The organism is Kosakonia oryzendophytica, assembly GCF_027886705.1.
GTDB lineage: Bacteria > Pseudomonadota > Gammaproteobacteria > Enterobacterales > Enterobacteriaceae > Kosakonia > Kosakonia oryzendophytica.
The window spans coordinates 3,362,499-3,375,180 of the sequence record NZ_CP115659.1 but is presented as its reverse complement, the minus strand read 5'-3'; the positions used below and the strand labels follow the sequence as shown (position 1 = coordinate 3,375,180).

Here is a 12,682-nt window from a genome sequence, read left to right as displayed (position 1 = left end):
TGTTGAGGAGTTAACATGAAACCGGCCAGCCGAAAACCAACCACAGTGGGGGACATTCTGCTGTACGAATATCTGGAGCCGCTGGATCTCAGGATTAACGAGCTGGCTGAGATGCTGCATGTACATCGTAATTCTGTGAGTGCACTGGTTAACAACAATCGTCGCCTGACGACGGACATGGCGTTTCGTCTTGCCAGAGTCTTTGATACGTCTGTTGACTTCTGGATTAATCTCCAGGCTGCGGTGGATTTATGGGATGTAGAGAATGATACGCGGGTGCAGGAAGAGCTGAGCCGCATTGAACCCGCCGCTGAATTTATCGCCCGGCGTGAAGCAGGAACAAAAAAAGTCGCGTAAGCGACTTTTTTCTTTTCTGTGCCTGGTAAACGCAGCACCACCGGGCGTTGCAACGATTACTGCGGGAACCACTGATCGCTGATTTTCTGATAGGTGCCGTCGGCTTTAATCGCTTTCAGTGCGGCATTCAGTTTTTCCAGCAGCGCCTGGTTATCCGGGCGCACTGCGATACCGAGGCCAGTACCAAAGTATTGCGCATCGGTCACTTTCGGTGTGGCGACACCCAGTTGTGGGTTCGTTTTCAGCCACTCATTCACCACTGCTGTATCACCAAACACGCCATCCAGACGACCGTTTTTCAGGTCGATAATTGCATTCTGATAGCTGTCGTAAGCGACGGTTTTCACTTCCGGGTGTTTATCCTGCAGATATTTCTGGTGCGTGGTGCCATTTTCCATGCCGATACGTTTGCCTTTCAGATCGTCAAAGGATTTGAACGCATCTTTCTTCGCAATCACCACCGCAGAGTTGGCGTAGTACGGTTCGGTAAACGAGACCTGCTTGCTACGCTCAGGCGTAATATCCATACCGGAGATCACGGCGTCATATTTTTTAAACTTCAGCGCCGGGATCAGGCTATCGAAAGCGTGGTTGGTAAATGTGCAATCCGCCTGCATTTGTTTGCACAGGGCATTGGCCAGGTCGATGTCAAAACCGACGATCTTGTTATTCGCATCCAGAGATTCGAACGGCGGATAGGTGGCGGAAACGCCGAAGTTAATTTTGTCAGCAGCAGAGGCACCTGCGGCGAAAGTCGCGAGAAGGGCGGCCAGCATCAGTTTTTTCATTATGGAACTCCTGTCTGTCAATCTTATTGTTGTTGCCGTGTCTGAGGCATGGAGCTAACCATGCCACTAATTGAATTTGTATGCAATAAAAATGCTTAAATATTTTTATCGTGAAAATAAAAAAGGCGGGTAATAAACAGGTTACCCGCCTTGTGTTTATTATTTATGCAATCAGTTGCGACGTTCAAAAGCCAGCGCTTTACGTTCAATCAGGCGCATCATCAGGGTCAACAAGCCGTTAACCACCAGATAAATCAGCCCGGCCGCACCAAATACCATCACATCGTAAGTACGGCCATACAGCAACTGCCCATGGCCCATCACTTCCATCAGCGTGATGGTGTACGCCAGCGAGGTGCTCTTGAACACCAGTACCACTTCGTTTGAGTAAGACGAAAGCGCACGTTTAAACGCATACGGCAGCAAAATTGCCAGCGTGTCTTTCTTGCTCATCCCCAGCGCATGGCAGGACTGCCACTGACCATCCGGGATTGCGCGAATTGCCCCGTAAAAGAGTTGCGTAGTGTAGGCTGCGCTGTTCAACGACAGTGCCAGCAGCGCACAAAGCCACGGCTGCGACAGCAGATGCCAGATAAACGGGTATTCCTGCAACGTCGGGAACTGACCCGGCCCGTAGTAAATCAGGAAGATTTGCACCAGCAGCGGCGTACCGGTAAACAGCGTAATATACGCGCGCACGATTTGCGTCAGCACCGGCGTTTTCAGCGTCAGCACAATGGTAAACAGCAGCGACAAAATGAGTGCCACAATCAGCGAGGCAACAGTCAGCGTCAGGCTGGTATGCAGGCCTTTGAGCAGCTCGGGTAAAAAGTCCAGCATCAGTTTGGTCTCCGTTCAAAACGCGTTGCGCGCAGGTCAATGCGTTTGAGGATCCACTGGCTGAGCAGGGTGATCACCAGGTAAATCGCCGCCGCCACAATGTACCAGGTAAACGGCTCCTGAGTACGAGTGGCAATGCTTTTGGTTTGCAGCATCAGGTCATTCACGCTGATCAATGACACCAGCGCGGTATCTTTTAACAGTACCAGCCACTGATTGCCCAAACCCGGTAGCGCATGACGCCACATTTGCGGCATTACCAGGCGGAAGAAAATCGCCGCTTTCGACAAGCCCAGCGCCTGGCCGGATTCTCGTTGACCATCCGGAACGGCCTTCAACGCGCCACGCAGAGTTTGTGAGGCGTAAGCCGCATAGAGTAAAGAGAGCGCAATCACACCGCACAGGAACGGGCTGACATCGAAGTTTTCAATCTGGAACTGCACCGGGATCTGCACCACGCCCAGGTTGATGGAAAACCCATCAGAGAGCAGTAACAGCAGCTGTGACGATCCGAAATAGATAAACAGAACCACCAGGATTTCCGGCAGCCCACGCAAAATGGTGACCCATGCAGTGCCGATCCAGGCAATAGGGCGCCACTTAACGGACTCCCATACCGCAAAGATCATTGCCAGGACCAGGCCAATGATCAGTGCGCAAACGGCAAGGCCGACGGTCATCCCGGCGGCGCTTGCTAATGGAAACATTTCGTTCATTAAGTATTACTTCTGGAACCATTTGTTATAGATGGTCTGGTATGTCCCATCTTTCTTCACTTTTTCCAGCGCAGTGTTGAATTTCTGCTGCAGCTCAGTATTGCCCTGACGAACAGCGATACCCAGACCGGTGCCGAAGTACTCTTTATCGGTGACTTTATCGCCGACAGCCGCCAGTTTAGTATCGGCTTTCAGCCATTCGGTCACCACCGCAGTGTCGCCGAATACCGCGTCGATGCGGCCATTTTGCAGATCCAGACGCGCGTTCTGGTAGCTGTCGTACGGAACGGTGGTGATTTCCGGGTGTTTGTCGTTGATGAATTTCTGGTGCGTGGTGCCGTTTTGCACACCAACACGTTTGCCTTTCAGCTGGTCGATGCTGGTGAATTTACCTTGCTGACCGACAAACAACGCGGAGTTGTCATAGTAAGGCGTGGTGAACAGCACCTGTTTTTCGCGCTCTGGCGTGATGTCCATGCCCGCCATTACCGCATCGAAGCGGCGGAATTTCAGGCTGGGGATCAGGCTGTCAAATGCCTGATTAGTAAAGGTACAGGTGGCGTCGATCTCTTTACAGAGCGCATTGGCCAGATCCACATCAAAGCCGACGATTTTGTTGTTGGCATCGGTGGATTCAAACGGAGGGTAGCTCGCTTCAGTGGCGAAACGGATAGTCTGGGCTGCAGTAGCGCTAAGGCTGACACTTGCAAGTAGCGCGGCAATCAGTACTTTTTTCATTGTCATTATTCCCGAGTCTTCAGTGAGATAGGTAGTATTTAAACGCGTCGGTCTGCGGCGCGGCAAAGCAGCCCGCATCCCCTTGCTCAACAATGTGACCGTTTTCCATATACACCACGCGGCTGGCTGTTTTGCGCGCCACTTCGACTTCATGGGTCACAATCACCTGCGTAATGCCGGTTTCCGCCAGTTCATGAATGATGCTGACGATCTGTGCGGTGATCTCCGGATCCAGTGCGGCAGTCGGTTCATCAAACAGCAGCACCTGCGGCTCCATCATCAGCGCACGGGCAATAGCGACGCGCTGTTGCTGACCGCCGGACAAATGCAGCGGATAGCGATCGCTATAGGGTTTAAGACGTAAACGCTCAAGGAGTTTCTCTGCGCGGGCCAGCGCCTGATCTTTACTCAAACCGAGCACGCGGCATGGCGCTTCAATCAGGTTTTGCAGCACGCTCAGGTGCGGCCAAAGATTGTATTGCTGGAACACCATGCCCACGTTCTGGCGCAACTCGCGAATCGCTTTATCAGACGGGGTAGTGGCAAAATCGAAATGATTGCCGGCAATGCTTAACTGACCGGAACGCGGCATTTCCAGCAGGTTGAGTACGCGCAACAGCGAACTTTTACCCGCACCGCTTGGGCCGAGCAGCACAAGGGTTTCGCCCTGTGGGCAATCCAGTGTGATATCGAACAGCGCCTGGTGTGCGCCATAAAAGCAATTGATGCTGTTTAATTTAATACTCATCGAAGCAGTCTGATAGCAATTGAGGCCGCAAATAGTAACGTTGACAGAATAGTTATGCAATATTTGTGCGTTAAAACTTAAAAATAAACCAGGTTCTTACATAAAGTTAGCACAAAATACCGGAGCGGGAGGGAACCAGGCATAAATGTCGGCATTCACCGCGGAATGCCAGACAATTTACGGGGATTAATTATTCATTACCGAAACCGTTACGGGTGTGCCAACGACTGGCGCAGCGTACCGGATGGCGCATGCACTGCCGCACCAAGATAACGCACGTCGTCTACCGCCCAGCATTGCCCCTCACGGATCATCAGTACTTCATCCTGCCAGCTCTGGCTTCCCTGACTCAGTTTCACACGCAGGGGAATATTCCGTGCATCGGTATTGGGAATGGTGGAAGCGCTGGCGACATCCGCATCTGTCGGCGCCGCGGCACTGCTGGAGAAGGGATCGGCTTTCAGCAGCGTGGCGCGATGTGAATCGCGGCTGGCATCGGTCAACGCTTTTGCCAGGCTATCGCTCAAATAAGGACGCAGGGCCTCAAGGTTGCTGTTGGGGTGGGCAATACGATAGTCGTAAAATTGCTGCGCCACGCTGTCCGGTCCGCCTTCCACACACGGGCCGCTGCGTGCGCCGATATCCTTAAATGCAGGTGTGACGGTGGTGCAAGCGCTGAGCAGCAGCGCGCAGGGCATAACAAGAGTCAAAACTGAGTAGCGCATGATGATTTCCTTATTTCTCTTCAGATGTCACGACCTTTCAAGAATAGTGTATTGATCTGATAATGTGGGAGGTAACGCATTGAACGCTAAAAGGAGAAACCGATGCAATTTTCTACAACGCCGACATTGGAAGGGCAGCCGATTGTTGAGTATTGCGGTGTGGTGACCGGCGAAGCCATTCTCGGGGCGAATATTTTTCGCGATTTCTTCGCCGGGATCCGCGACATTGTTGGCGGGCGTGCCGGTTCGTACGAAAAAGAGCTGCGTAAAGCGCGGGAAATCGCTTTTCACGAACTGGGTGAGCAGGCAAAAGCGCTGGGGGCGAACGCGGTCGTTGGTATTGATATCGATTATGAAACCGTCGGTAAGGATGGCAGTATGCTGATGGTCAGCGTCAGCGGTACGGCGGTTAAGACACGCTAATGAACAGACGTTGGCTATTGCTACTGGCGCTGCTGCTTGTGGGTTGCGTCAGTGAAAAAGGCATTATTGATAAAGACGGTTATCAGTTAGATACCCGGCGTCAGGCACAGGCGGCGTACCCGCGGGTAAAAGTGCTGGTGATCCACTACACGGCGGATGATTTCGATGTGTCGTTGGCGACGTTAACCGATAAACAGGTGAGTTCGCACTATTTGATCCCTGCAAACCCGCCGATGCACGGCGGCAAACCGCGCATCTGGCAACTGGTGCCGGAAACGGATCTGGCCTGGCACGCGGGTGTCAGCTTCTGGCGCGGCGCAACGCGCATTAATGATACCTCGATCGGCATTGAGCTGGAAAACCGGGGCTGGCAAAACACAGCGCAGGGAAAACAATTTACACCTTTTGCGCCAGCGCAAATTAATGCGTTGATTCCGCTGGTAAAAGATATTATCAAACGGTACGACATTGCACCGCAAAATGTCGTGGCGCATGCGGATATCGCTCCACAGCGCAAAGATGACCCCGGCCCGCTGTTTCCGTGGCGGGCTCTTGCCGCTAAGGGGATTGGCGCCTGGCCGGATGCCAGCAGGGTGGCGTTTTATCTCAATGGCCGTTCACCGTATGAAGCTGTAGATACTGCGTCATTGCTTGATTTACTGGCGCGCTATGGGTATGACGTCAAACCACAGATGACGCCCGCACAACAAAAAAGAGTGATCATGGCGTTTCAGATGCATTTCCGCCCCGAATTGTGGAACGGGGTTGCCGATGCCGGTAGCCAGGCTATCGCCGAGGCGTTACTGGAAAAATATGGTCAGGCGGGTTAACCGTCGCAGAATTTTTATGACGAGGTCTTTGGACATGGTGTTTCGCATCATTGCAGGTGTGCTGCTGATGGTGGCTTCTGCTGCCCACGCCGCGTTAAAGCCCGTGTATGGCTGCTCATACTGGGATAAAAAAACAGACAATGTAGAGCAGTTAAAAAAATGCATGGAAGTGAAGGAGGGCAAGTTATTCTTCCTGCCTGAATTATTTACCAAAAGCCGGGACGTAGAGGGAACCTTGTGGGTGGGGGTGTATGAATATGCCCGTGATGCCGGCTTGCAGGACGGTGATTACTATGTGCATGCGCCGGACAGTTACTTGTCGGTTATCCATTTTGATAATGGTCCGGACTGGTATGTGGAAGGCCTGGTGCGCTCACGGCAAAACGGAAAAATAGGTTTCTGGGACTATGCATTCCGCAATCGCATCGCGCCGCAGTTCGATTACGCCGGGCAGTTCAAAGAAGGGAAAGCGCTGGTATGTAACGGCTGCAAAACGCAGCGTGATGGTGAACATGTCGCGCTGGTTGGGGGCGAGTGGTTTTATATCGATAAAACCGGGAAACGTGTTTCAGAGGTTAAATCTGCACCGTTCTGAGGATATCAGTGGTGCAGTTTCCCGTGATCTTTTAACCAGTACGCCGTGCGTTCGATGCCTTCATCCAGCGTCACAATCGGCGTATACCCCAGCTCCTGCTGCGCGCGGGAGATATCCAGTGTGAAATCAAAATTCAGTTTCGACACGCCATAGTGGGTAAACGCCGGCTCTTTTGCGCGTTTATCGCCAAAACGCTCCATACTGCGCGCCACCATGTCGAGCATGGCGTAGGGCACTGAGCGGATACGACAGTGAATATTCAGCTCATCGATCAGTTTCTGCACGATGCTGCGCAACGAGCGTGGCTCGCCATTGGTGATGTTGTAGGCGCGGCCCGATGGCAGCGTATCGCAACCTGGCTGGCTGGCCAGCCACATCGCATGTACGGCGTTTTCGTAATAGGTCATGTCCACCAGTGCATCGCCGCCGCGCGGCAGTAACACGCTGCGATAGTGGTGCATCATCTGCGCCAGACGCGGGATAAATACTTTATCGTGCGGCCCAAACAGGCTCTGCGGGCGCAGAATGGTAAAACGTGTGTTGGGGTTGGCCTGCGCCAGCAAATCGATAACCTGCTCTCCGGCGGCTTTACTGCGTGCGAATTCGTTCGCAAAGCGAGCCGGGCGGAATGTTTCATCGATATCCCGGTGATGATGGTAATCAAAATAGAGTGAAGGAGAGGAGATATGCACAAAGTTGCGCACGCCCCAGGCCACCGCCCACTCACCCAGACGTCGGGTTGCGCGTACGTTGGCTAAATCGAAGGCTTCCTGGGTGCCCCACGGCGAAGTGAAGCTGGAGCAGTGCCACAGCGTGTCAATATCCGCCAGCATTACTTTGGCTTGCGAGGAGACCAGCTCGGTCAAATTCGCATGCACAAATTCTGCGCCCATTTTACTGAGCAATTTGCCCATGGCTTCATTGCGGCCCGTCGCCCGGACAGCGATGCCTTTTTGCCGCAGATATTCGACCGCGTTTCGGCCTAAACCGCTGGTTGCGCCCGTGACCAGAACCTTCATATCAATCCACTGTTTTGAATAGCTTTCACCGCGCGCATTCTTCCGTGAATTACGCCGCTATGCAATGGGATTGATGAAAGAAAAACGGTCAAGGTCAGACTTTTTCTCTATTTTGTTCTGCCAGCCGGGCAATTTTTTGCGCCATGCCACGAAAAATGAACAGGTGCGCCGGGAACATTAACAACCAGTAACACAAGCCCGGCATGCCGTGCGGATGCCACCAGGCGCGCACATCCAGCAGACGGTGATCGCCATTATCGGTCAGCGTAAAACTGAGCCGCCCAAGGCCCGGCGCTTTCATACCAAACAGCAAGGTAAGCTGTTCTTCCGGCTCCACGATGATCACCTTCCAGCTATCCACTGCATCACCTGTTTGCAACATTGCCCGTTCAGGGCGACCTCGCGGCAGTTTATGACCGATCAGATGATCCAGCGCGGCGCGGGTTTGCCACAGCAGATTGCCAAAGAAGTAGCGCTCTTTACCGCCAATACGGTTGACCACTTCCCAGAGAGCGCCCAGGCTGGCGGAGGTTTTCACCGTAAAACCCGCCTGCTTTGGGTAATAACCATATTGCGGACGCCAGCGGGAAAATGCCTGCGGGTCGTAGCCCCAGTCGCTGGAGTTCACCAGTTTTTCTTCTTCCTGCAACGTGTGCCGTACGGCGTCGTCAAACGGGATGAGCGTTTGTGGGATCAGGCGACGTAATGCGCTATCGTCCGCCAACAAGTCGTGCTTTAAGCCCTGAATCAGCGCGCTGGCAATCGTCGGTGGTACAGAGGTGATCAGATGTAAGAACCAGACTGAAATGAACCTCGTCGGCAACGGCACCGGGATCAGCGGGCGGTGCACGCCGCTGACGGCCATAAAGTGAGCGAACTGCTGCTGGTAACTGAGTACCTCGGGCCCGGCGGCTTCAAACACGCGGTGCTCGTCAGCAGGATGCTCCAGCAACGCCAGCAGATAGTGCATTAAATTGTCCAGCGCGATCGGCGTGGTGCGTGAGCGAACCCAGCGCGGCGGCGTCAATACCGGCAGGTTAAAGACCATATCGCGCATCACTTCAAACGCCGCAGAACCCGCGCCAACGATAATCCCGGCGCGTAGTTCCGTCACCGGTACGCCCGCCGTGCGTAGCAGATCTCCGGTACATTGTCGCGCCAGCAGGTGGTCGGAATCGGTTGTTTCTCTGGCTTGCAGTGAGCTGAGGAAGATCACTTGCTTAACCGGCGTTTCCCGCAAGGCGTCACGCACATTGAGCGCAATTTGCCGCTCATGGGCCACGAAATCACCGCGCTCGCCCATGCTGTGCACCAGGTAGTAGAGCGTATCAACATTCTGCAAGAGGGCGGGGAGATCCTGCGGCCAGTACAAATCGACGGTGTGGAAACTCACCCCCGGCAGCCCCTGCTTTTGCAGTCGGGTTAACCGCCGCGCAGCGGCTTTCACCTGATGGCCTTGCTGGCTGAGTGCGGTGACCAGCCGTTGTCCAATATAGCCACTGGCCCCGAGCACCAGGATCCGCTGCGCCACATTCTGCTCCTTAGCGTTGTAAAAAAGCCTGCCAGTGGTGAACAACGTCCGTCAGTTGTTGACGATTAACATCAAGATGGGTGACCAGACGCACCACCGCAGAGGCGTTAATCAGGACATCGCGATCGCGCATGAACGCCCCCAGCGCGGTGGCTTGCGCCTCACCGACGCGGACAAACAGCATATTGGTATCGTGGCGCATCACATCGGCGCCAATATCGCGCAGTTGGGCTGCAAGCCAGGCGGCATTGTCATGATCCTCTTTCAGACGTGCGACATTGTTCTGCAACGCATACAGACCCGCCGCCGCCAGAATACCGGCCTGACGCATGCCGCCGCCGGTCATTTTGCGCCAGCGGTTGGCGCGGGCAATATAGGCCTGGTCGCCGACCAGCAGCGAGCCAACCGGCGCGCCGAGGCCTTTTGACAGGCAAATGGTGAACGAGTCGCAATATTGCGCGATCTCGTTGAGTTCGCAGCCATACTCCACCAGTGCATTAAAGATGCGCGCGCCGTCAACATGCAGTGCCAGCCTGCGCTCGCGGGTAAATTCCCACGCCTGTTTCAGGTAGTCGCGCGGCAGTACTTTCCCGTTGTGGGTGTTTTCCAGACTGAGTAATTTGCTGCGGGCGAAATGAATGTCATCCGCTTTGATTTTGGCGGCGACTTTGTCCAGCGGCAGTGTGCCGTCAGCCGCGGCGTCAATCGGCTGCGGCTGAATACTGCCCAGCACGGCTGCGCCGCCCGCTTCGTAGAGATAATTATGCGCGCCCTGACCGACGATATACTCTTCGCCGCGTTCGCAGTGGCTGAGCAGGGCGACCAGGTTGGCTTGCGTGCCGGTTGGCAGGAACAGCGCGGCTTCTTTGCCGCTGAGACTGGCGGCATAGCGTTGCAGTTCGTTCACCGTCGGGTCGTCCCCGTAAACGTCGTCCCCGACCGGGGCGGCCATCATCTGCTCCAGCATGGCGCGCCCCGGGCGGGTTACGGTATCACTGCGTAAATCAATCACGGCATTTCCTTGTCTTGCGATGGGTTATGCTCCTGTTTTACCTGAGCCAGTTGGTTTTCGCCAGCTCGATAACCTCATCACCGCGCCCGCTAATAATGGCGCGCATCATATACAGGCTAAAGCCTTTCGCCTGCTCCAGCTTAATTTGCGGCGGGATAGCCAGCTCCTCTTTCGCGACCGTGACATCCACCAATACCGGACCATCAATAGCGAATGCGCGTTGCAGCGCGTCGTTCACGTCTGCAGATTTTTCAACACGAATACCGGTGATTCCGCAAGCCTCGGCTATACGGGCAAAGTTGGTGTCATGCAGGTCAGTGCCATCGGTCAGGTAACCGCCCGCTTTCATCTCCATCGCCACAAAACCAAGGACACTGTTGTTAAAGACGATAATTTTCAGCGGCAGTTTCATTTGCACCACAGAGAGGAAATCTCCCATCAGCATGCTGAATCCACCATCGCCGCACAGCGCAACCACTTGCCGGTCCGGCAGCGTGGCTTTGGCACCCAGCGCTTGTGGCATCGCATTCGCCATTGAGCCGTGGTTGAATGAGCCAATCAGCCGCCGTTTGCCGTTCATTTTCAGATAGCGGGCTGCCCACACGGTGGGCGTGCCGACATCGCAGGTAAAAATGGCGTCCTCGGCGGCGAAATGGCTAATTTGCTGCGCCAGGTACTGCGGGTGAATGGCTTTATCGCTCGGTTTTGCCAGCTCATCCAGCCCCTTACGAGCGTCGCGGTAATCTTCCAGCGCTTTATCCAGGAAGCGGCGATCGGTTTTCGCCTCCAGCAGCGGTAGCAGCGCGGCCAGGGTGGCTTTGATATCACCCACCAGTGCCATATCCACTTTACTGTGTGCCCCGATACTGGCGGGATTGATGTCGATCTGGATGATTTTCGCATCGGTCGGGTAGAAGGCGCGGTAGGGGAATTGCGTACCGAGAAGCACCAGGGTATCGGCATTCATCATGGTGTGGAAGCCAGACGAAAAACCGATTAGGCCGGTCATGCCAACGTCGTAGGGGTTGTCATATTCCACATGTTCTTTGCCGCGCATGGCATGCACAATAGGCGCATTCAGCTTACCGGCGAAAGCCAGTAACTCTTTGTGAGCACCGGCGCAGCCGCTACCGCACATCAACGCAATGTTGCTGGAGTAGCGCAACAGTTGCGCCAGTTTTTGCAGTTCCTCAATCGTTGGCGTCACGATCGGCTGCGGTGCGCTATACCAGTGGCTGCTCGCCGTTTCCGGGGCGGGTTTCAGGGCCACATCCCCGGGCAGTACAATCACCGACACGCCTTTGTTCAGCACCGCTTTACGCAGTGCAATCGCCAGTACTTGCGGAATCTGTTCCGGGGTGGAAACCAGTTCGCAATAGTGGCTACACTCGCGAAACAGCTCCTGCGGATGGGTTTCCTGGAAATAACCGCTGCCGATTTCGCTGGAAGGAATATGGGCAGCAATCGCCAGCACGGGTACATGGTTGCGGTGGCAGTCGAACAGGCCGTTAATCAGATGCAGGTTGCCTGGCCCGCAAGATCCTGCGCACACCGCCAGCTTGCCCGTGAGTTGCGCTTCTGCTCCGGCGGCAAAGGCGGCAACTTCTTCATGGCGGGTTGGCATCCAGTCGATGGTGCCCATCCGGTTCAGGCTGTCACTCAGCCCGTTGAGGGAATCCCCGGTCACGCCCCAAATGCGTTTTACACCTGCCTGTTCAAGCGTTTTGGCGATGTAAGCGGCCACTGTTTGTTTCATCATTCCGCTCCTTTTTGTGATCTTGTCTACAAGCTTAGACAATGAACAGAAGAGAGAGTGGGATTCGTCTGCGCTTTTATAAAACAGGGGTTTATTTTTGTTACACTTCGGAATACTCTGACAAAGGTCGATGAAAACAGGAATCATTTCAAATGGTTAAATCATTGTTAAATTCAGTTAATAATATGTTTTCGCATGAGGACTTTGGCAAGTTATTACTGCGCTTGCTGGTAGGCGGCTTGATGTTATTCCACGGTCTGCACAAGTTAATCGGCGGTATTGATGGTATCGCCGGTATGCTGGTGTCGAAGGGACTGCCTGGATTTGTCGCTTATGGCGTGCTGATTGGTGAAGTGCTGTGTCCGATTTTGATTATTCTCGGCGTGCTCACCCGTCCATCAGCGTTGGTGCTGGCGTTCACTATGGTGGTGGCCTGGTTGTTGGTCGGCATCGGTAAAACCGGGACGCTGGATTCAACCGGCGCGTGGGCGATTGAGAGTATTGTTTACTTCTTTGTGGCAGCGCTGGTCATTGCCTTTGTTGGCGCGGGTCGTTATTCCGTGGCACCCGCCTGGAAATAAGATAAAAAAACGCCCTTCATGAT

The 12,682-nt window shown here is 54.3% G+C and carries 15 protein-coding genes; 5 read left to right on the top strand and 10 right to left on the bottom strand.

Features of this window, described 5'->3' with window-relative positions; translation table 11 throughout:
• Positions 1-15: 15 nt before the first annotated feature.
• Positions 16-357 (top strand): HigA family addiction module antitoxin, encoded by a 342-nt coding sequence (locus tag O9K67_RS16370; RefSeq protein ID WP_061494635.1) that lies wholly within the window; start codon positions 16-18, stop codon positions 355-357.
• 56 nt (positions 358-413) lie between these two features.
• Here the strand turns inward: O9K67_RS16370 and artJ are convergent, their stop codons facing one another.
• From artJ to O9K67_RS16340, 6 genes are all read right to left on the bottom strand, one after another.
• Positions 414-1,145, bottom strand: coding sequence for an arginine ABC transporter substrate-binding protein ArtJ (gene artJ / locus O9K67_RS16365; protein ID WP_061494636.1), 732 nt, complete (start codon positions 1,143-1,145; stop codon positions 414-416).
• A 171-nt stretch (positions 1,146-1,316) separates the two neighbouring features.
• Positions 1,317-1,985, bottom strand: a complete 669-nt coding sequence (gene artM, locus O9K67_RS16360) for an arginine ABC transporter permease ArtM (protein ID WP_061494637.1) — start codon at positions 1,983-1,985, stop codon at positions 1,317-1,319.
• Positions 1,985-2,701: an arginine ABC transporter permease ArtQ gene (gene artQ / locus O9K67_RS16355; RefSeq protein ID WP_061494638.1), complete on the bottom strand. Its 717-nt coding sequence runs from the start codon at positions 2,699-2,701 to the stop codon at positions 1,985-1,987. Before artQ ends, artM begins: the two co-directional genes overlap by 1 nt.
• Positions 2,702-2,707: 6 nt before the next feature.
• Positions 2,708-3,439, bottom strand: coding sequence for an arginine ABC transporter substrate-binding protein ArtI (gene artI / locus O9K67_RS16350; RefSeq protein ID WP_061494639.1), 732 nt, complete (start codon positions 3,437-3,439; stop codon positions 2,708-2,710).
• A 19-nt stretch (positions 3,440-3,458) separates the two neighbouring features.
• Positions 3,459-4,187: an arginine ABC transporter ATP-binding protein ArtP gene (gene artP / locus O9K67_RS16345; protein ID WP_061494640.1), complete on the bottom strand. Its 729-nt coding sequence runs from the start codon at positions 4,185-4,187 to the stop codon at positions 3,459-3,461.
• Between the two features lie 209 nt (positions 4,188-4,396).
• Positions 4,397-4,912 carry a lipoprotein gene (locus O9K67_RS16340; protein ID WP_061494641.1) on the bottom strand — a complete coding sequence of 172 codons (516 nt, stop codon included), beginning with the start codon at positions 4,910-4,912 and terminating at the stop codon, positions 4,397-4,399.
• Between the two features lie 102 nt (positions 4,913-5,014).
• Between O9K67_RS16340 and O9K67_RS16335 the strand changes: the two genes are divergently transcribed.
• Genes O9K67_RS16335 through O9K67_RS16325 form a run of 3 tightly spaced genes read left to right on the top strand, consistent with a single transcriptional unit; the run spans position 5,015 to position 6,760 of the window.
• On the top strand, positions 5,015-5,335 hold the full coding sequence (locus O9K67_RS16335; protein WP_061494642.1) for a heavy metal-binding domain-containing protein: 321 nt from the start codon (positions 5,015-5,017) through the stop codon (positions 5,333-5,335).
• Entirely contained in the window at positions 5,335-6,165 is an 831-nt protein-coding gene (locus O9K67_RS16330; protein ID WP_061494643.1) for an N-acetylmuramoyl-L-alanine amidase, read from the top strand. Before O9K67_RS16335 ends, O9K67_RS16330 begins: the two co-directional genes overlap by 1 nt.
• Before the next feature lie 16 nt (positions 6,166-6,181).
• Positions 6,182-6,760, top strand: coding sequence for a WG repeat-containing protein (locus tag O9K67_RS16325; protein WP_245191408.1), 579 nt, complete (start codon positions 6,182-6,184; stop codon positions 6,758-6,760).
• 5 nt (positions 6,761-6,765) lie between these two features.
• Here the strand turns inward: O9K67_RS16325 and O9K67_RS16320 are convergent, their stop codons facing one another.
• The 4 genes from O9K67_RS16320 to poxB all read right to left on the bottom strand — a co-directional run bounded on the left by O9K67_RS16320 (position 6,766) and on the right by poxB (position 12,078).
• Positions 6,766-7,779, bottom strand: coding sequence for an NAD-dependent epimerase/dehydratase family protein (locus O9K67_RS16320; protein ID WP_061494645.1), 1,014 nt, complete (start codon positions 7,777-7,779; stop codon positions 6,766-6,768).
• A 94-nt stretch (positions 7,780-7,873) separates the two neighbouring features.
• On the bottom strand, positions 7,874-9,310 hold the full coding sequence (locus tag O9K67_RS16315) for a DUF2867 domain-containing protein (RefSeq protein ID WP_061494646.1): 1,437 nt from the start codon (positions 9,308-9,310) through the stop codon (positions 7,874-7,876).
• A 10-nt stretch (positions 9,311-9,320) separates the two neighbouring features.
• Positions 9,321-10,322: a low-specificity L-threonine aldolase gene (gene ltaE, locus O9K67_RS16310; RefSeq protein WP_061494647.1), complete on the bottom strand. Its 1,002-nt coding sequence runs from the start codon at positions 10,320-10,322 to the stop codon at positions 9,321-9,323.
• Between the two features lie 37 nt (positions 10,323-10,359).
• Positions 10,360-12,078: a ubiquinone-dependent pyruvate dehydrogenase gene (gene poxB, locus O9K67_RS16305; protein ID WP_061494648.1), complete on the bottom strand. Its 1,719-nt coding sequence runs from the start codon at positions 12,076-12,078 to the stop codon at positions 10,360-10,362.
• A 152-nt stretch (positions 12,079-12,230) separates the two neighbouring features.
• On the opposite strand from poxB, the gene O9K67_RS16300 reads away from it, so the two are divergent.
• Positions 12,231-12,659 carry a DoxX family protein gene (locus O9K67_RS16300; RefSeq protein ID WP_061494649.1) on the top strand — a complete coding sequence of 143 codons (429 nt, stop codon included), beginning with the start codon at positions 12,231-12,233 and terminating at the stop codon, positions 12,657-12,659.
• Positions 12,660-12,682 lie beyond the last annotated feature (23 nt).

Coding starts and splice junctions, on each gene's coding strand:
- O9K67_RS16300 (WP_061494649.1), top strand. CDS start 12,231: ATGGTTAAATCATTGTTAAATTCAGTTAATAATATGTTTTCGCATGAG.
- artP (WP_061494640.1), bottom strand. CDS start 4,187: ATGAGTATTAAATTAAACAGCATCAATTGCTTTTATGGCGCACACCAG.
- O9K67_RS16330 (WP_061494643.1), top strand. CDS start 5,335: ATGAACAGACGTTGGCTATTGCTACTGGCGCTGCTGCTTGTGGGTTGC.
- artQ (WP_061494638.1), bottom strand. CDS start 2,701: ATGAACGAAATGTTTCCATTAGCAAGCGCCGCCGGGATGACCGTCGGC.
- O9K67_RS16370 (WP_061494635.1), top strand. CDS start 16: ATGAAACCGGCCAGCCGAAAACCAACCACAGTGGGGGACATTCTGCTG.
- artI (WP_061494639.1), bottom strand. CDS start 3,439: ATGAAAAAAGTACTGATTGCCGCGCTACTTGCAAGTGTCAGCCTTAGC.
- artJ (WP_061494636.1), bottom strand. CDS start 1,145: ATGAAAAAACTGATGCTGGCCGCCCTTCTCGCGACTTTCGCCGCAGGT.
- poxB (WP_061494648.1), bottom strand. CDS start 12,078: ATGAAACAAACAGTGGCCGCTTACATCGCCAAAACGCTTGAACAGGCA.
- O9K67_RS16320 (WP_061494645.1), bottom strand. CDS start 7,779: ATGAAGGTTCTGGTCACGGGCGCAACCAGCGGTTTAGGCCGAAACGCG.
- O9K67_RS16325 (WP_245191408.1), top strand. CDS start 6,182: ATGACGAGGTCTTTGGACATGGTGTTTCGCATCATTGCAGGTGTGCTG.
- artM (WP_061494637.1), bottom strand. CDS start 1,985: ATGCTGGACTTTTTACCCGAGCTGCTCAAAGGCCTGCATACCAGCCTG.
- O9K67_RS16340 (WP_061494641.1), bottom strand. CDS start 4,912: ATGCGCTACTCAGTTTTGACTCTTGTTATGCCCTGCGCGCTGCTGCTC.
- O9K67_RS16335 (WP_061494642.1), top strand. CDS start 5,015: ATGCAATTTTCTACAACGCCGACATTGGAAGGGCAGCCGATTGTTGAG.